At 70.6% G+C, this 18,627-nt stretch carries 8 protein-coding genes and 1 tRNA gene; 3 read left to right on the top strand and 6 right to left on the bottom strand.

Annotated features, from left to right (window positions below; genetic code table 11):
• Positions 1 to 7 precede the first annotated feature (7 nt).
• The 3 genes from cuyA to AC1RN0_RS03260 all read left to right on the top strand — a co-directional run bounded on the left by cuyA (position 8) and on the right by AC1RN0_RS03260 (position 2,267).
• Positions 8 to 1,009 (top strand): D-cysteate sulfo-lyase, encoded by a 1,002-nt coding sequence (cuyA, locus tag AC1RN0_RS03270; RefSeq protein WP_492785994.1) that lies wholly within the window; start codon positions 8 to 10, stop codon positions 1,007 to 1,009.
• Positions 1,006 to 1,683 carry a cysteate racemase gene (gene cuyB, locus AC1RN0_RS03265; RefSeq protein WP_492785993.1) on the top strand — a complete coding sequence of 226 codons (678 nt, stop codon included), beginning with the start codon at positions 1,006 to 1,008 and terminating at the stop codon, positions 1,681 to 1,683. Before cuyA ends, cuyB begins: the two co-directional genes overlap by 4 nt.
• 110 nt (positions 1,684 to 1,793) lie before the next feature.
• Positions 1,794 to 2,267 carry a YbjN domain-containing protein gene (locus tag AC1RN0_RS03260; protein ID WP_492785992.1) on the top strand — a complete coding sequence of 158 codons (474 nt, stop codon included), beginning with the start codon at positions 1,794 to 1,796 and terminating at the stop codon, positions 2,265 to 2,267.
• 104 nt (positions 2,268 to 2,371) lie between these two features.
• On the opposite strand, the gene AC1RN0_RS03255 is transcribed toward AC1RN0_RS03260, so the two are convergent.
• From AC1RN0_RS03255 to AC1RN0_RS03230, 6 genes are all read right to left on the bottom strand, one after another.
• Entirely contained in the window at positions 2,372 to 3,724 is a 1,353-nt protein-coding gene (locus tag AC1RN0_RS03255; protein ID WP_492785991.1) for an MFS transporter, read from the bottom strand.
• A gap of 70 nt (positions 3,725 to 3,794) precedes the next feature.
• Entirely contained in the window at positions 3,795 to 4,082 is a 288-nt protein-coding gene (locus AC1RN0_RS03250; protein ID WP_492785990.1) for a 4a-hydroxytetrahydrobiopterin dehydratase, read from the bottom strand.
• 80 nt (positions 4,083 to 4,162) lie between these two features.
• The gene (locus AC1RN0_RS03245) at positions 4,163 to 14,101 is read right to left on the bottom strand and encodes a M10 family metallopeptidase C-terminal domain-containing protein (protein ID WP_492785989.1); all 9,939 of its coding nucleotides are present in this window, start codon (positions 14,099 to 14,101) and stop codon (positions 4,163 to 4,165) included.
• 200 nt (positions 14,102 to 14,301) lie between these two features.
• A complete protein-coding gene (locus AC1RN0_RS03240; RefSeq protein ID WP_492785988.1) occupies positions 14,302 to 17,784 on the bottom strand; it encodes an FG-GAP-like repeat-containing protein in 3,483 nt (1,160 codons plus the stop codon).
• 192 nt (positions 17,785 to 17,976) lie between these two features.
• Positions 17,977 to 18,061, bottom strand: a tRNA-Leu gene (locus AC1RN0_RS03235).
• A gap of 60 nt (positions 18,062 to 18,121) precedes the next feature.
• Positions 18,122 to 18,610: a MarR family winged helix-turn-helix transcriptional regulator gene (locus tag AC1RN0_RS03230; RefSeq protein WP_492785987.1), complete on the bottom strand. Its 489-nt coding sequence runs from the start codon at positions 18,608 to 18,610 to the stop codon at positions 18,122 to 18,124.
• Between the last annotated feature and the right edge of the window lie 17 nt (positions 18,611 to 18,627).

The raw sequence follows: 18,627 nt of genomic DNA, 5'->3' as shown, positions 1-18,627 counted from the left end.
TGTATCCATGAATCTCGCCAAGTTCGCCCGCGCCCGCTTCGCCCATCTGCCCACGCCGCTGGAGCCGGCGCCCAGGCTCAGCGCCGAACTGGGCATCGACCTGTGGATCAAGCGCGACGACTGCACGGGCCTGGCCGGCGGCGGCAACAAGACCCGCAAGCTGGAGTTCCTGCTCGGCGAGGCGCTGGAACAGGGCGCCGACACCCTGATCACCCAGGGCGCCATCCAGTCCAACCATGTGCGGCAGACGGCGGCGGCGGCGGCCAGCTTCGGCATGGCCTGCGAGATCGTGCTGGAGAATCGCACCGGCAGCACCGCCACCGACTATCTAGGTTCGGGCAACGTGCTGCTCGACAAGCTGCTGGGAGCCTCGATCCGGGTCGTGCCGGCGGGGCTGGACATGAACGCCGAGATGGCCGTCAACGCCGCCGACGTGCGGGCCCGCGGCGGCACGCCCTACATCATTCCGGGCGGCGGTTCGAACGCCGTCGGCGCGCTGGGCTATGTCGACTGCGCGCTGGAGCTGGCGGCCCAGGCCAACGACGAGGGGCTGGTCATCGACCGGCTGGTCACCGCCACCGGCAGCGCCGGCACCCAGGCGGGCCTCGTCGCCGGCATGGCGGTCAGCGGCGCCGACATTCCGGTGCTCGGCATCGGCGTGCGGGCCCCGAAGGAGAAGCAGGAGAGCAACGTCTTCACCCTGGCCGTCGAGACCGCGGGCCTGCTGGGCCATCCCGAGCGGGTGACGCGGGACATGGTCGTGGCCGACTGCGACTATGTCGGCGCCGGCTACGGCCTGATCGACCAGGGCGTGGCCGACGCCCTGATGCTGGCCGCCCGCACCGAGGGCCTGCTGCTCGATCCCGTCTATACCGGCAAGGCGATGAAGGGGCTGATCGCCCTCGCCCGGTCCGGCGCGTTCGCCGGCGAGACGGTGGTCTTCCTGCACACCGGCGGGGCGCAGGGGCTGTTCGGCTATCACTATGAACTGGAGCCGTTGCTGGCGTGATGAAGACCCTCGGCGTTCTGGGCGGGATGGGGCCGGCGGCGACGCTGGACTTCCTCGCCAGGCTGCAGGCCGCGACCCCGGCCGGGCGCGACCAGGATCACCTTCGGGTGCTGGTCGACATCAATCCGCAGGTTCCCGACCGCAACACCGGCGAGGCGGACCCGGGGCCGGTGCTGGCGAGCATGGCGAAGGGCCTGGCGGCCTCCGGGGCCCAGGTGCTGGCCATCGCCTGCAACACCGCCCACGCCTATGCGGCGGACGTGACCGAGGCCTCCGGCCTGCCGCTCATCGACATGATCGCCATCGCCTGCGAGACCGCGCGGGACACCGGCGCCGGCGCGGTCGGGGTGCTGGGCACGCCGCTGGCGGTGGAGCTCTACAGCGCGCGCCTGACCGGCATGGGCCTGACGCCCGTCGTCCTGTCGCCCGCGGATCAGGCGCGGTTCATGACCCTGCTCTACCGCATCAAGGGCGGCGACACCGGGGGCGAGGTGCGCGCCGGGATGGCCGCCGTCGCCCGGTCGCTGGCCGGCGCGGAAGCGGTGATCGCCGGCTGCACCGAGGTTCCGCTGGCGCTCGCGCCCGGCGATCTGGACATCCCGCTGATCGACGCCGGCCAGACCCTGGCCGAGCGCTGCGTGGCGGTCTGCCTGGGGCGGACGGCGCCCGCCTGAGGGCCGGTTCAGGCGATTTTGGGCCCGCTGCCCCCTATTTGGGGTATGGCGCGGACCGGGATTGGCTTCATATGGGCAGTATCGCCTGCATCACTTGGGGGACTACCACCATGAAAAAGCTCATCGCCGCTGCGGTCGCGGTCGCCGCCGTCGCCTGCACCGCCCTTCCCGCCGCCGCCTACACCTATCCGTCGGCCGGCGTCAGCGCCCAGGAGGTCGCCTCCGTCCTGCGCGCCCGCAAGCTGCCCGTCGAGATCACCAAGGACGACGCCGGTGATCCCATGATCAAGAGCGCGTCCGACGACATCAACTGGCGCATCTACTTCTACGACTGCACCGCCGGCCGCTGCACCAGCATCCAGTTCTCCGCCGGGTTCGACCTCGACAACGGCATGACCTACTCGAAGTGCAACGAGTGGAACTACACCAAGCGCTTCGCCCGCTGCGCCCTGGACGACGAGATGGACCCCTACGCGCGCTACGACATCGACGTGGCCAAGGGCTACACGTCCGAGTCGATGGACTACGCCCTGGCCACCTGGCTGCTGGTGGTCCCGACCTTCTCGAAGTTCATCGGCTTCTGAACCCCGCCTTCCGGCCGGGCGGGTTGACGACCGCCTGACCGATCCAGCGACGAGGACGCCCGGCCGCCGGTCCCACCGGCGCGCCGGGCGTTGTCGTTCAGGGATCAGGCTGCCGCGTCGCGGTCGGCCAGCGCCCGGCGGATGTCGCCATGGGCGGCCGCGTCGATGCGGTAGCCGCTGATCGCCCAGACCGCGCCGAGGGCCAGCAGGCCCGGGGCGAAGGCGAACATCGCCGCCAGGGTGGTCAGGGCCAGCGGGCTGTTGTCCCCGCCGAGCTTCGCGTCGAAGCCGACCGCCGCCAGCAGGAACTGGCTGCCGCCGACCGCCAGCATCGAGCCGATCTTGACCGAGCCGGTCAGCAGCGAGAACAGCAGGCCCGTGCGGTCGACGCCGCTGGCCAGCCGCTCCTCGTCGCCGACATCGGCCATCATCGCCTTGAGCAGGATCGGCCCGGCCGCGAACGGCAGGCCGGCGAAGAACATGGTGATGAAGCCGAACAGCAGGTTGTCCGGCGAGACCAGCACCGCGACCTGCATCACCGCCCAGCCCGCGCCGCCGATCATCAGCGCGCGATGCTTGCCGAGGCGTCGGGCGAGGCGCGTCCAGATCGGCGCCCCGGCCAGGGCGCCGAGGAAGTAGACGATCAGCATCAGGCCGGCCGTGCCGCGCTCGATGCCGCGCACCGCGTCGAAAAAGAAGAACAGCAGGGTGCCGCTGACCGACAGGGCCGTGCCCCAGCAGATGTCTGCCGCCAGCACCCGCAGCACCGAGCCGCGCCGGACCAGCGCCAGATAGTCGGCCAGGGTCGCCTTGCGGGCCGCCGGCCGGATCGCCGGCTCGGGCATGGTCAGCAGGGCCAGGGCCGCCGTCAGCGGCAGGCTGATGATGGCGAACCAGCCCATCGCCCGGATCCCAGTCGGGTAGTCGGCGTGAAAGCCGAACTTCACCAGCGGCGGCAGCAGCAGGATGGCGACCATGCCGATGACCGACAGCGCCTGCCACCAGCCGAACACCCGCGAGCGGTCGTCATAGCCGGGGGCCACGGCGCTGGCCCAGGCCATGTGGCCCAGCTGGGCCATCGACTGGCCGATGAAGCCGACGATCAGCCACAGCAGGATGTAGCCGCCGCCGATGCCCGGCCTGGCCATGAACAGCATGTAGACCGCGACCATGGCGATCGGCGCGCCGAGCACGAACCACGGCCGGAACCGGCCCCAGCGGGTGTTGGTGTGATCCATGACGAGGCCGAACGCCGGGTCGAACCACAGGTCGAAGAAACGCACGACCATGAAGGCCCAGCCCAGCTCGACGAGGCTGACCCCCAGGTCGGTGGCGTAGTAGTTGGGCAGGTAGGCCGTCACCGGCATGAGCATCGCCGCGAGCGGGATGCAGGGGGTGGCGAAGGCCGCCATCCGCCAGTTGCTGAGGCGCGACGAGGCCCCGGTTCCGATCGCCATCGACGTTACGCCGCTCCCCCGCACCCAGGCCGGCATTGTTCCGGTCCCGGACGGCCGGCGCAAGGCGCGATCAGCCGGCGACGGCGTCCATGAAGGCGGCCAGGGTCACGTCCAGATCGGTCACCCCGTCGGCGTCGTGGGTCGCCAGCAGCACCTCGACCCGGTTGTAGACGTTGAACCATTCGGGATGGTGGTCGAGCTTGTCGGCCATCAGCGCCACGCGGGTCATGAACCCGAACGCGGCGTTGAAATCCTTGAAGGTGAAGGTCTTGCGGATGGCGTCGCGGCCGTCGGCGGCCGCGGTCCAGCCGTTGAGCCGGGCCACGGCGGCGGCGGCGCCGATCTTGGTCCATGCCATGGGTCGGTCTCCTGAAAGGCCCGCCTATAGCACGGCGGGAGGCGCGGGGACCCCCTGGGGAGTCCCCGCGCCCTGTCCGGTCAGAGGATCCAGCCGCCGTCCGTCGGCAGCGAACCGCCGGTGATGACCGGATCGGCCGTGGTGTGGTTGCCGTTTATCGTCACCAGCAGGTCGACCTTGCCGTCGCCGTCCACGTCGAGCTGCAGCGTCGAGGTGTTCGAACCCGCCGCGTAGGTCAGCGTCGCCTGGCCCGCGACGCGGGTGAAGGCCGAGACGAAGGTGAAGGCCTGGTCGCCGGCGAGCAGGCTGTTGGCGTCGATGCCGCTGAGGTCGATGCGGTCGCCCTGGGTGAAGTCGACATCGACGATCGTGTCGCGGTCGTAGACCAGGCCGAGGCCCGAACGGCGCACGTCGAGATCGGTGAACACGAAGGTGTCCGCGCCGAGGCCGCCGGTCAGGCGGTCGGAACCGGCCCCGCCGTCGAGCCGGTCGTTGCCCAGGCCGCCCACCAGCTGGTCCGCGCCCGCGCCGCCCGTCAGGGTGTTGTCCCCGCTGTTGCCGGTGAGGATGTTGGCCAGCTCGTTGCCCGTCCCGTTGATGTTGGCCGCGCCGGTCAGGGTGAGGCGCTCGACATTGGCCGTCAGGGCGTAGGTGATCGACGACTGCACCGTGTCGATGCCTTCGTTGAAGCGCTCGATGACCAGGTCGCCCGCGTCGTCGATGACGTAGGTGTCCTCGGCGAGCCCGCCCATCATGATGTCGGCCCCCAGGCCGCCGACGAGCGTGTCCGCGCCCGCGCCGCCGCTCAGGGTGTCGTCGCCCGTGCCGCCGTCGAGGTTGTCGTTGCCGTCGCCGCCGGACAGGTCGTCATTGCCCGCCCCGCCGCGCAGGGTGTCGACGCCCAGACCGCCCAGCAGGGTGTCCGCGTCATCGCCGCCGTCCAGCAGGTCGTTGCCGTCGCCGCCGTCCAGCGTGTCCAGACCCAGGCCGCCGTACAGGGTGTCGTTGGCCAGGCCGCCGCGCAGATTGTCGTCGCCTTCGCCGCCGTCGAGGGTGTCGGCCCCGTCGCCGCCGTCCAGGCTGTCATTGCCGGCGCCGCCGAACAGCTTGTCGACGCCCAGGCCGCCCTGGAGGTTGTCGTTGCCGTCGCCGCCGTTGAGCGTGTCGTTGTCCGCCCCGCCGTCGAGGGTGTCGTCGCCGATGCCGCCGTTGAGCGTATCGACGCCGATGCCGCCAGCGAGGGTGTCGGCCCCGTCATTGCCGTTGAGGATGTCGTTGCCGTCGCCGCCGTCGAGGGAGTCGTCGCCGAGCCCGCCCGTCAGGGTGTCCGTTCCCAGACCGCCCTGCAGCAGGTCATTGCCGTCGCCGCCGTCGAGCGTGTCCGTGCCGTCGCCGCCGTCGAGGGTGTCGATGCCGGCGCCGCCGTTGAGGACGTCGTTGCCCAGACCGCCGGTCAGGGTGTCGACGCCGTCGCCGCCCGTGAGGGTGTCGTTGTCCGCGCCGCCGTCGAGGCTGTCGTTGCCGTCGCCGCCATCCAGCGTGTCGGCGCCGAGGCCGCCGCGCAGGGTGTCGTCGCCCAGGCCGCCGAACAGCCTGTCGACGCCGTCGCCGCCGTCGAGCGTGTCGTTGCCGAGGCCGCCGGTCAGCGAGTCGTTGCCCAGACCGCCGAGGATCTGGTCGTCGCCGTCGCCGCCGTCGAGGGTGTCGTTGTCCGCGCCGCCGTCGAGCGAGTCATCGCCCAGGCCGCCCAGCAGGGTGTCGACGCCCAGACCGCCCTGCAGCGTGTCGGCGCCGTCGCCGCCGTCGAGGCTGTCGCCGCCGTCGCCGCCGTCGAGACTGTCGACGCCCGCGCCGCCGGTGAGGACGTCGGCCCCGAGGCCGCCCAGCAGGGTGTCGGCCCCGTCGCCGCCGGCGAGGGTGTCCACGCCGTCGCCGCCGTCGAGCAGGTCGTCGCCGTCGCCGCCGTCCAGGCTGTCGTTGGCCAGCCCGCCGCGGAGGGTGTCCGCGCCGAGGCCGCCGCGCAGCACGTCGAGGCCGTCGCCGCCGTCGAGGGTGTCGGCGCCGTCGCCGCCGGTCAGCAGGTCGTTGCCCGCACCGCCGGTGAGAAGGTCGTCGCCCTCGCCGCCGTCGAGCGTGTCGTTGCCGTTGCCGCCGATCAGGCTGTCCGCCCCGCCGAAGCCCGACAGGGTGTCGTTGCCGTCGCCGCCGTTGAGCGTGTTGGCCCCGGCGCCGCCGAGGATGATGTTGTTGAGCGCGTTGCCCGTCCCGTCGAGGTCGCCCTCGCCGATCAGGGTCAGGTTATCGATGTCCGCCGACAGGGTGTAGGTGACCGACGACTGCACCAGATCCGTGCCGCCGTTGGCCAGCTCGACGATCACGTCGCCGATGTTGTCGACGATATAGGTGTCGTTGCCCTGGCCGCCGGTCATCAGGTCCGCGCCCGCGCCGCCGTTGAGCAGATCGTTCTCGCCGCCGCCGTCGAGCGTGTCGTTGTCCGCGCCGCCGTAGAGCTGGTCCGCGCCCGTGCCGCCGAGCAGACGGTCCGCGCCGCCCGAGCCGAACAGGATGTCGTCGCCCGCGCCGCCGTCCAGCGTGTCCGCGCCCGAGCGGGTCGGATCGTTGTCGGCGATGGCCACGTCCTCGACCGTGATGATCGCGCCCGACGAGCCCGTGACCGTGCTGATGTCGACCCGGCCGTCGCCGTAGAGGATGTCGTTGCCCGCGCCGCCCGAGAGGGTGTCCGCGCCGGCGTCGCCGAGCAGGGTGTTGTTGTTGACGTCGCCGGTCAGGACGTCGTCGTACAGCGAACCCGAGATGTTCTCGAAGCCCGCGAGGTAGGTCGTGCCCTGTTCGGTGTCCTGGCCGCGGTTCTGGTTGAGCAGCGACACCGTGACGCCGGCCGAGGTGATGTCGGTCTCGTTGCCGTAGAAGCTGACCGTGTCGATGCCCGCGCCGCCGTCAAGGCGGTGGTTGCCCGCGCCGACCTCGATGAGGTCGTTGCCGCCGCCGCCGCTGATGGTGTCGTTGCCGGTGACGCCCGAGCCGTCGGAGCCGCCCCACAGCCAGTTGTCGCCGCCGTCGCCGACGATGGTGTCGTTGAGGATCGTGCCCGAGACGTTCTCGATGCCGGTCAGCGTGTCCATGCCGTGGCCGGTGTTCTGCGCGCCGGTGATGGTCAGGTTGACCGTCACGCCGACCTGGACGTCGGTCGGCGCGAGCAGGAAGGCCGCCCGGTCGATGCCCGCGCCGCCGTTGATCGTGTCGTCGCCCTCGCCGCCCTGCAGGTAGTCGTTGCCGAGGCCGCCCAGCAGGGTGTCGGCGCCGTCGCCGCCGCGCAGGGTGTCGTCGTCGGCGCCGCCGTCGAGCGTGTCGTTGCCGGCATCGCCGCGCAGCAGGTCGAGGCCCGCGCCGCCGATCAGGATGTCGTCCAGCGCGCTGCCGCGCAGGTCGTCGTCGAACGACGAGCCGATGACCCGTTCGATCGAGGTGAGCGTGTCCGCCCCCTGGTCGTCGAACTCACGGCCGGTCGCCAGGTTGACGATGACGCCGCTGAGCGAACCCGAATAGTCGGCCGTGTCGAGGCCCAGGCCGCCGTCGAGCGCGTCGTTGCCGAGGCCGCCCGTGAGGACGTCGTCGCCGGCCGCGCCCGACAGGGCGTTGTCGGCGCTGTCGCCGGTCAGGGTGTCATTGAACGCCGAACCGACCAGGTCCTCGACGCCGGTGATGGTCACCGTGCCGAAGTTGATGTCCTGGGCCGCGGTGACCGCCAGGCTGACCGTGACGCCCTGGCCGTTGATCGGCGAGACGTTGCTGAAGTCGATCCGGTCGCGGCCGGCGCCGCCGATGATCGTGTCGTTCGCCGGGCCCGGCGGGTCCAGCACGGGACCCAGGGTCGAGCCGAAGAAGAAGATGTCGTTGCCGTCGCCGCCGTCGAGGTAGTCGAGGCCCCGCCCGTTGTAGAGCGTGTCGTTGCCGGCCTCGCCGTAGAGGACGCTGCCGTCAAAGCCGCCGCTCAGGATGTCGTCGCCGCCGCCGCCGTAGAAGGTGTTGTGGCCGAAGTTGTCGTAGATCCGGTCATTGCCCGCGCTGCCGTGGACCGTGTCGTCGAACAGCGTCCCGAAGACGGCGTATTCCTCGAAGCCGTTGTAGCTGCCGCCGCTGGCGGCGGCGAGCAGGGCCGCCGTATCGCCGGTGGTCAGGTCGAGGTTCAGCGCCGAGTTGCGGCCGAAGAACGAGACATACAGGCGGTCGAAGCCGGCGCCGCCGCTGGCGATGTCGCCGAGGCCGACGAACACGTTGTCATTGCCGTTGCCGCCGTCGAGCGTGTCGATCGCGCCGTCGTCGTGGGCCAGGCCGAGGATCGCGCCGCTGACCGAGTCGACCTGCAGGCCGGTGCTCATGTCGACGTTGGCCCCGTGCCAGAGCGTGTCGTTGCCGTCGCCGCCGTTGATGGTGTCGGCCCCGAGGCCGCCATAGACCAGGTCGTTGCCGCCGCCGGCGTTGATGAGGTTGGCGCCCGCGTCGCCGCGGATGGTGTCGGCGAAGTTCGAGCCGGTGACGTTCTCGACGCCGGTGATCGTGTCCGCGCCGTCGGCGCCGCTGGAGGTTCCGTTGGTCAGGCTGACGAAGACGCTGCCGGTGGCGGTGGCGTAGCTGGCCGTATCGACGCCGGCCCCGCCCTCGAGCGTGTCGTTGCCCGTGCCGCCGTTCAGCACATCGTCGCCGCTGCCGCCGACGAGCCGGTCGTTGCCCGCGCCGCCGTTGAGGACGTCATTGCCGAACGCGATGGGGTCGCTGCTGTAGAAGGTGGTCAGGTCCTGGATGTATGTGATCGGACCCGAACCGCCCTGGTTCGAGGTCATCTGGATCAGGCCGTCGCCCCAGAGGGTGTCGGCGCCGTCGCCGCCGTTGAGCGTGTCGCTGCCTTCGGCGCCGGCGAGGATGTTGTCGCCCGCGTCGCCGGTCAGGACGTCGTTGTAGGTCGAGCCCGACAGGTTCTCGATGCCCGTGGCGTTGACGCTCGAGGTTCCGTTGGTCGTCTGGGTCTGACCCTGCAGCAGCAGGGAGGCGGTCACGCCGCCGACAAAGGCGTTGTTGCTGAAGAACGACAGGGTGTCGTTCCCGTTACCGCCGATGACCGTCGCCGCGCCCGCGCCGACTTCCAGCAGGTCGTTGCCGTCACGGCCGTCGAGGGTGTCGTTCCCGCCCGTCCCCCACAGCCAGTTGTCGCCCGCGTTGCCCGACAGCGTGTCGGCCAGCGCCGTGCCCGAGACGTTCTCGATGTTGATCAGGGTGTCGAGGCCATGGCCGGTGTTCTGGGCCGTGGTGATCGCCAGATCGACCGTCGCGCCGACCTGCGGATCGCCGGCGACCAGGCCGAAGGACGCGCGGTCGACGCCGTCGCCGCCGTCCATGTAGTCATCGCCTTCGCCGCCGACGAGATAATCGCCGTCCGCGCCGCCCAGCAGGGTGTCGTTGCCGGCCCGGCCGCGCAGGAAGTCCTCGCCCGCGCCGCCGATCAGCGTGTCGTTGCCGTCCTCGCCGTAGAGGGCGTCGTTGCCGCCGAGGCCGGTCAGGACGTTGTCGGCCGCGTTGCCGATCAGGGTGTCGCTGATGGTCGTGCCGATGGCGTTCTCGACATTGGTGATGGTGTCGAAGCCGTCGTCGCCGCCGGCCGTGCCCGCCGTCAGGTCGACGCGGATGCCGATGCTGGTGACCGCCGTCTCGTAGGTCACCGTGTCGATGCCCGCGCCGCCGTCGATCGAGTCGCTGCCCGCGCCGCCGTTGAGAATATCGTCGCCGGCGCCGCCCTTGAGGGTGTCGTTGCCCGCGCCGCCGTTGAGGATGTCGTTGCCGCTCACCACGCCCGCGTCAGGCCCGAAGTAGGTCAGCATGTCGTCGATGCGGACGATCAGGCCGGCGGCGTTGTTGTCCCCCATGATCGCGCCGTCGCCGAGCAGGATGTCGTTGCCGTCCCCGCCGTTGAGGGTGTCGGAGCCCTCGGCCCCGGCGAGCAGGTTGGCGCCGGCGTCGCCCGTCAGCGTGTCATTGAAGGCCGAGCCCGACAGGTTCTCGAAGCCCGAGGCGTTGACCGTCGAGGCGCCGTCGACGGTCTGGGACGCGCCCTGCAGCAGCAGGGAGGCGACCACGCCGTTGAGGAAGTCGTTGTTGTTGTAGAACGACAGGGTGTCCGTGCCCGCGCCGCCGGCGGCCGTGGCGGCGCCCGTGCCGACCTCGATCAGATCGTCGCCGTCGAGGCCGGTCAGCACGTCCGTGCCGCCTTGGCCCCAGATCCAGTTGGCCGAGTCCGTGCCCGTCAGGGTGTCGTTGAAGTTGGTGCCCGAGACGTGCTCGATGCTGATGAGCGTGTCCATGCCGTGACCGGTATCCTGGGCCACGCCCTGGATGCGCAGGTCGACGGTGGCGCCCACCTGCGGGTCGGTCGCTTCGAGGAAGAAGGCCGCGCGGTCTTCACCCGCGCCGCCGTTGACGATGTCGTCGCCCTCGCCGCCGTTGAGGTAGTCGTTGCCGGCTTCGCCGTTGATGACGTCGTTGCCGTCGTTGCCGCGCAGGGCGGTGTCGTTGCCGTCGCCGCCGTAGATGACGTCGTCCCCGGCTTCGCCGCGCACGGTATCGGCGCCCGCGCCGGCGGCGATGATGTTGGCGCCCGCGTCGCCGACGAGCGTGTCGTTGTACGCCGAGCCGATGATGTTCTCGATGCCCGACAGGGTGTCGGCGCCGTCCGCGCCGGCCGACCGGCCGGTGGTCAGGCGCACGGTGACCGGGCCGGAGGCGGCCTCGTAGGACACCGTGTCGACGCCCGCGCCGCCATCGATCGTATCGTTGCCGAGGCCGCCGGCGATCAGGTCGTCGCCGTCGCCGCCGAACAGCTGGTCATTGCCCGCGCCGCCCTCGATCACGTCATCGCCGGCCACGCCGGCCTGGGCCACGGTCAGTTCGGGCCGGGCGTCGCCGTAGATGATGTCGTCGCCGCCGCCGCCGCGGATCGTGTCCTCCCCGCCATAGCCGTAGAGTTCGTTGGCCGCGCCGTCGCCGGTCAGGGTGTCATCATAGCTGGAGCCGACGACGCCGGAGATACCGACCAGGGTGTCGGTCCCCGCGCCGCCGGTGGCCTGGCCGACGCCCTGGATGTTCAGATCCACGGTCACGCCCGAAACGGCGTAGGTCCCGCCGTAGTAGGCCAGGTCGAAGCCGCCGTTGCCGGTCAGGGTGTCGTTGCCCAGGCCGCCGCCCAGGACGTTGCGTCCGGCGTTGCCGGTCAGGGTGTCGGCGAACTGCGTGCCGAGCAGGTTCTCGATGCCGATCAGGGTGTCGGTCCCCGACCCGCCGGTGTTCTGGGCGCCGGTGATCGACAGGTTGACGTTCACCCCGGTCGCCGTGGCGGCGAAGACCGCGAAGTCCACGCCGTTACCGCCGTTGATCGTGTCCGAGCCCGGACCGACCACGACCAGGACGTCGTCGCCCTCGCCGCCGGTCAAAACCGAACCGCTCGGACCGCCGATGAGGGTGTCGTTGAACGCCGAGCCGATGATGTTCTCGAACCCGGAAATCGTGTCGACGCCCGCGCCGCCGGTGTTCTGGGCCGCCGCGGTGTTGAGGTTGACGCTCACGCCGGCCGTGGCCGAGGCGTAGGACAGGGTGTCGCGGCCGAGGCCGCCGACCATCGTGTCGTTGTCCGCGCCGCCATCGATGATGTCGTCGCCGCTGCCGCCGAGGATGGTGTCATTGCCGGCGCCGCCGCTGAGCACGTCGGCCCCCGACGCGATGCCGCCGCTGGGACCGTAGTAGGCCTCCATGTCCTGGATGAAGGTGATCGGACCCGAACCGCCCTGGTTCGAGGTCATCATCACGATGCCGTCGCCCCAGATCGTGTCGTTGCCCGCGCCGCCGTTGATCGTGTCGCTGCCTTCGGCGCCGGCCAGCAGGTTGTCGCCCGCATCGCCGGTCAGGGTGTCGTTGTAGGTCGAGCCCGACAGGTTCTCGATGCCGGTGGCGTTGACGGTCGAGGTCCCGTTGGTCGTCTGGACCTGGCCCTGCAGCAGCAGGGAGGCGACCACGCCGCCGGTGAAGTCGTTGTTGTTGAAGAAGGACAGGGTGTCGGTGCCGGCGCCGCCGGCCACCGTCGCCGCGCCCGCGCCGACTTCCAGCAGGTCGTTGCCGTCGCGGCCGTCGAGCGTGTCGTTGCCGCCCTGGCCCCAGATCCAGTTGTCGCCCGTGTCGCCCGACAGGGTGTCGGCGAACAGGCCGCCAGACAGGTGCTCGATGTTGATGAAGGTATCCATGCCGTGGCCGGTGTTCTGGGCCACGGTGATGGCCAGATCGACGGTCACGCCGGTCTGGCTGTCGGTCGCCAGGGCGTTGCCCACCGCGGCGCGGTCGATGCCGGCGCCGCCGTCGTAGGTGTCGTCGCCCTCGCCGCCCTGCAGGTAGTCGTTGTCGTCGCCGCCGAGCATGACGTCATTGCCGTTGCGGCCGCGGAGGAAGTCCTCGCCCGCGCCGCCGATCAGGGTGTCGTCGCCGTCCTCGCCGATCAGCAGGTCGTTTCCGCCCAGGCCGGTCAGGACGTTGGCGCCGGCGTTGCCGATCAGGGTGTCGCTGATGGTCGTGCCGATGGCGTTTTCCACGCCGGTGATGGTGTCGAAGCCATCGTCGCCGCCGGCCGTGCCGGCCGTAAGGTCAACGCGGATGCCGATGCTGGTGACCGCCGTCTCGTAGGTCACCGTGTCGACGCCGTCGCCGCCCTCGATGGTGTCGCTGCCCGCGCCGCCGTTGAGGAGGTCGTCGCCGCCGCCGCCGACCAGGCGGTCGTTGCCGGCGCCGCCGTTGAGCACGTCGTTGCCGGAATAGGTCGGGTTCGAGAAGAAGGTGGCCAGGTCCTCGATCTGGGTGATCGGCCCGGAGCCGCCCTGCGAGCTGACGATGCTGATGGCGCCGTCGCCGAGCAGGAGGTCGTTGCCGTCCCCGCCGTTCAGCGTGTCATTGCCCTGGCGGCCGGCGAGCACGTTGGCGCCCGTGTCGCCCGTGAGGGCGTCATTGAACGTCGTGCCGTTGAGGTTCTCGATGCCGGTGGCCAGAACGGTCGACGTTCCGTTGAAGGTCTGGGCCTGCCCCTGCAGCAGCAGGGAGGCGGTCACGCCGCTGGTCAGGTTGCTGTTGTTGAAGAACGAGAGGGTGTCGGTTCCGGCGCCGCCGATGACCGTGGCCGCGCCGCTGCCGACTTCCAGCAGGTCGTTCCCGTCGCGGCCGTCGAGGGTGTCCGTACCGCCCTGGCCCCAGATCCAGTTGTCGCCCGCGTTGCCCGACAGGGTGTCGCCGAAGACGCCGCCCGAGACGTGCTCGATGCTGATGAAGGTGTCCATGCCGTGGCCGGTGTTCTGGGCCACGCCCTGGATCGCCAGGTCGACGGTCACGCCGGTCTGGCTGTCGGTCCCCAGGGCGTTGCCGGCCGCGGCGCGGTCAAAGCCGGCGCCGCCGTCGTAGGTGTCGTCGCCCTCGCCGCCCTGCAGGTAGTCGTTGTCGTCGCCGCCCTGCATCAGGTCGTTGCCGTTGCGGCCGCGCAGGAAGTCCTCGCCGGCGCCGCCGATCAGGGTGTCGTCGCCGTCCTCGCCGATCAGGAGGTCGTCGCCGCCCAGACCGGTCAGGACGTTGGCCCCGGCGTTGCCGATCAGGGTGTCGCTGATGGTCGTGCCGATGGCGTTCTCGACGTTGCGGATGGTGTCGAAGCCGTCGTCGCCGCCCGCCGTGCCGGCGGTCAGGTCGACGCGGATGCCGATGCTGGTGACGGCCGTCTGGTAGGTGACCGTATCCGTGCCGGCGCCGCCGTCGAGGGTGTCGCTGCCCGAGCCGCCGTTGATCAGGTCGTCGCCGTCGCCGCCGCTGATGGTGTCATTGCCCGCGCCGCCCTGGAGGACGTCGTTCCCCGAGTCGCCCGTGATCGTGTCGTCGCCGGTCGTGCCGGTGATCGTGTCATCGCCGCTGGTGCCAGGAAAATTCGCCATAAGTCGCCCCTCGGCGCGCCGTCAGCGACGGCGCGCGCCAATCGTTCAAACTGTGCGGGATGTCCGGCATGCGGACTCCCCCCCACGCCATGATGGGCGAACGCCGCTCGGGAAACAGTGAAATAATTCGCTGCTATCTCGACGGATTTTCAAGCGACGACGCAACCTTTCGGCGTGTCGCCCCTGGTTTTGCGGTCTGCCTAGAGCACCCAGCCGCCGTTCACGTCGCCGCCGCCGGTGTAGAGGTTCGCCGTCGTGCCGGTCACGTCGCCGGTGATGGCGATCATCAGGTCGGCCTTGCCGTCGCCGTCGACGTCGAGCTGCAGGGTGGTGACCCCGGCGCTGAGCGTCATCACCGCCTGGCCCGCCAGCCTGGTGAACTTGCTGACGAGGCTGAACGCCTGATCGCCGGCGAGGCCGGTGTTGGCGTCGATGGCCGACAGGTCGATCCGGTCGCCGGCCGCGAATGACAGGTCGAGGATCTTGTCCTTCTCCACCGTCTGGCCGAGAGCGAAGCGGCGCACGTCGAGGTCGGTGAAGGCGAACCGGTCGGCGCCGGCCCCGCCGGTCAGGCTGTCCTCGCCCGCGCCGCCGAACAGGATGTCGTCGCCGTTCTGGCCGAACAGGGTGTCGGCCCCGGCGTCGCCGTAGAGCGTGTCGCCGCCGTCGCCGCCGTTCAGGGTGTCGATCTCGCCGCCGCCGTGCAGGACGTTGGCCCCGGCGTTGCCGGTGATCGTGTTGCGCAGGGCGTTGCCGGTCCCGGCGATGTCGTCCGAGCCGGTCAGGGTCAGGCTCTCGACGTTGTCGGTCAGGCTGTAGCTGACCGAGGCCGAGACGCTGTCCGTGCCCTCGGCGGCCAGTTCGGTGACCGTGTCGTCGGAGTCGTCGACGACGTAGCTGTCGTTGCCGAGGCCGCCGGTCATCGTGTCCGCGCCGGTCCCGCCGTCGAGCGTGTCGGCGCCCGCGCCGCCCAGCAGGGTGTCGATCCCCGCCTCGCCCGACAGCATGTCGTTGCCGACCGAGCCGTCGAGGCTGTCATTGCCGTCGCCGCCGTAGAGCGTGTCGGCGCCGCCGTCGCCGTTCAGCGTGTCGTTGCCGTCCATGCCGGACAGGACATTGGCCGAGCTGTTGCCCAGCAGAAGGTTGTCGAGGCTGTTGCCGGTCCCGTTGATCGCCCCGCCGGGGGCCGCAAGGGTCAGGTTCTCGAAGCCGGCCCCAAGCGTCCAGGCCAGCGACGTGATCACGAGGTCGACGCCGTCGCCGCCGGTTTCATCGGCGGTGTCGCCGGCGTCGGTGACGACATAGGTGTCGTTGCCCGCGCCGCCCTGCATCGTGTCGGCGCCGGATCCGCCGCGCAGGTAGTCATTGCCCGCGCCGCCGGTCAGGGTGTCGTCGCCCGCGCCGGCGTCGAGGAAGTCGTCGCCGGCGTCACCGTCGATGATATCGGCGCCGCTGGTGCCGATGAGGCTGTCGACCCCGGTGGTTCCGAGGATCGGCGCAGGCCCGTCCGCCTGCGGCGTGACGGTGACCGTGATGGTCGGCCGGTGGACAGTGGTGTTTTCGACGTAGGTCAGCGTGCCGGAGTAGCTGGCGACCATCAGGTCGAGGTCGCCGTCGCCGTCGATGTCGACCGCGGCGGGCGCGCCGTAGGCGCCCACGCCGACCGCGGCGAAGGGATTGGCCGCCCCGGTGCGCTGCACGAACACCGGCGTCGCGGCCGTGCCGACGTTCTCGAAGTAGTGGATGACCGTGTCGTCGGCCCCGGCGGCCAGATCGAGGTCGCCGTCCAGGTCGAAGTCGCCCAGCGTCACCACCGTCATTGAGCCCAGGTCGACGCCGTTGAACGGATTGGCCGTTCCCGTGCGCTGGGTGAACGCCGCCGCCGTCGCCGTGCCGGTGTTCTCGAGATAGAGGATCTGGCCCGATTGCTCGCCGACGATCAGGTCCATGTCGCCGTCGTGGTCCAGATCGCCCGCCGTCGGGGCGCTCCAGGAGCCGATGTCGACGTTGAGCAACGGATCCAGCGGAAAGAACCGGCGCACGAGGGCGGCCGACTGGGCCGACCCCGTGTTTTCCCAGTACATCAGACGCCCCGACGACTCGCCGGCGACCAGATCCAGATCGTGGTCGCCGTCGATATCGATCAGCAGCGGGCGTTCCCCTGTGCCCGGATCAATGCCGTCGAACGGATTGGCCGCGCCGCTGCGCGCCACATAGACCGGCGCCGAAGCCGTGCCGGTGTTTTCGAAATAGGCCAACGCCCCGGGGATCTGGCCCATCACCAGGTCGGCGTCGCCATCCCCGTCGATGTCAGCGAAGTTCGCCGAGGATCGGACGCCGACGTCCACACCCGCCGCCGGGTTGGCCGCCCCGGAGCGAACCACGAACGTCGGCCGGTGGGCGGTGGTGTTTTCGACGTAGGTGAGGGTCCCGGAGTAGCTGGCGACCATCAGGTCGAGATCGCCGTCACCGTCGATGTCGACCGCGGCGGGCGCGCCGTAGGCGCCCACGCTGACCGCGGCGAAGGGGTTGGCCGCCCCAGTGCGCTGCACGAACACCGGCGTCGCGGCCGTGCCGACGTTCTCGAAGTAGTGGATGACCGTGTCGTCGGCCCCGGCGGCCAGATCGAGGTCGCCGTCCAGGTCGAAGTCGCCCAGCGTCACCACCGTCATTGAGCCCAGATCGACGCCGTTGAACGGATTGGCCGTTCCCGTGCGCTGCGTGAACGCCGCCGCCGTCGCCGTGCCGGTGTTCTCGAGATAGAGGATCTGGCCCGATTGCTCGCCGACGATCAGGTCCATGTCGCCGTCGTGGTCCAGATCGCCCGCCGTCGGGGCGCTCCAGGAGCCGATGTCGACGTTGAGCAACGGATCCAGCGGGAAGAACCGGCGCACGAGGGCGGCTGACTGGGCCGACCCCGTGTTTTCCCAGTACATCAGACGCCCCGACGACTCGCCGACGACCAGATCCAGATCGTGGTCGCCGTCGATATCGATCAGCAGCGGGCGTTCCCCCGTGCCCGGATCAATGCCGTCGAACGGATTGGCCGCGCCGCTGCGCGCCACATAGACCGGCGCCGAGGCCGTGCCGGTGTTTTCGAAATAGGCCAGGGCGCCGGGGATCTGGCCCATCACCAGATCGGCGTCGCCGTCCCCGTCGATGTCAGCGAAGTTCGCCGAGGATCGGACGCCGACGTCCACACCCGCCGCCGGGTTGGCCGCCCCGGAGCGAACCACGAACGTCGGATCGGCCGTCAGGTCGTGGCCGGCCGCGTCGATGATGTTGAGCGTCAGCACACGCGTGGCGGTCGGGCTGTCGCTGCTGTTGGCGTAGGTCAGGCTTTCGACGAGGGCCGTGATGGCCGCGGCCGTGGCGGCCGCGTTGAACATCACCGAGAAGGTCGCGCCGACTCCGCCGCTGGCCGTTCCGATGGCCACGGCCCCGTTCCCGCCGGCGCCATCGGCGTCGTAGTAGACGGTATTGCCCACCAGGCTGATGTAGACGCCGCCGGCCACCGAGACGCTGTCTTCGGACAGCAGGCCCATGACGGTCAGCGCGCCGCCGGTGAAGTCGTTGTCGGCGTCGGTGACCGTGACGTCCGAGTCGATAACCTGGGGCGTCGCGTTGACGGTGTTCTCAAGAAACGTCGGATTGTTGATGTCCGAAATCGCCGGATCCGCCATGCCCAATACCCCAAAGACCGCCCCCCCCGGGGCAGACAGGGGTGCGAGAGGGCCCAGATCGTCCGGGCAGCGGACAGTGCAATAATTCGCCCGCATCTTCACGGACCGGACGCATCGCGGCGGGCGTTCATCCGGGGGTTAGGGGCAGGAGATCGCGACAGGCGAAGAACACGCCTCAGGGGCGAGGCGGGATGGTGCCCCCGGTCGGGCTCGAACCGACACTCCTTGCGGAACCGGATTTTGAGTCCGGCGCGTCTACCAATTCCACCACAGGGGCCCGCGGGAGGCGGCAATCTAGCGACGGCGGGCCGCAGGTCAACGCGGCGTTGGCGGGCCGCTAGCGTCCCTCGCCCGACAGACGGGCCGCGGCGGCTTCCAGCCGGGACAGCAGGCGCTTGAGGGTGGCCACCTCGGCCGGGGCGAGGCCGGCCAGCAGGGCCGCCTCATAGGCCAGGGCCAGGGGCGCGATCTCGCCGTGCAGGCGGCGGCCGGTGTCGGTCAGGGCCAGGGTGTGCGAGCGGCCGTCGGTCTGGTTGGCCGTGCGCTCGACGAGGTTGCGCGTGACCAGCCCCTGGGCGGCGCGGCTGACCGTGACCTTGTCCATGGCCGTGCGGGCGACCAGGGCCTGGGGCGTCAGGGCCCCCTCGGCCAGCACCGCCATCAGCCGCCACTGCGGGATCGAGAGACCGAAGCGGTCCTGGTAGGCGCGGGCGATCAGGCCCGAGACTCCGTTGGAGGCGATCGACAGGCGATAGGGAAGGTAGTCGTCGAGCACCAGGGTGTCGGGCGACCGCTTGCGCGGCAGCGGCGTCACGTCTGCGCCCATGACCTTTTTCCTTCCCA

The organism is Caulobacter sp. GW821-FHT12F03 (assembly GCF_058806855.1).
This window is presented reverse-complemented; position numbering and strand designations above follow the sequence as displayed.

Bases quoted from the DNA above. Each gene is read 5' to 3' on its own strand.
- cuyA (WP_492785994.1), top strand. From the start codon at position 8: ATGAATCTCGCCAAGTTCGCCCGCGCCCGCTTCGCCCATCTGCCCACG.
- AC1RN0_RS03260 (WP_492785992.1), top strand. From the start codon at position 1,794: ATGAAAAAGCTCATCGCCGCTGCGGTCGCGGTCGCCGCCGTCGCCTGC.
- AC1RN0_RS03255 (WP_492785991.1), bottom strand. From the start codon at position 3,724: ATGGCGATCGGAACCGGGGCCTCGTCGCGCCTCAGCAACTGGCGGATG.
- AC1RN0_RS03250 (WP_492785990.1), bottom strand. From the start codon at position 4,082: ATGGCATGGACCAAGATCGGCGCCGCCGCCGCCGTGGCCCGGCTCAAC.
- AC1RN0_RS03245 (WP_492785989.1), bottom strand. From the start codon at position 14,101: ATGGCGAATTTTCCTGGCACCAGCGGCGATGACACGATCACCGGCACG.
- AC1RN0_RS03240 (WP_492785988.1), bottom strand. From the start codon at position 17,784: ATGGCGGATCCGGCGATTTCGGACATCAACAATCCGACGTTTCTTGAG.
- AC1RN0_RS03230 (WP_492785987.1), bottom strand. From the start codon at position 18,610: ATGGGCGCAGACGTGACGCCGCTGCCGCGCAAGCGGTCGCCCGACACC.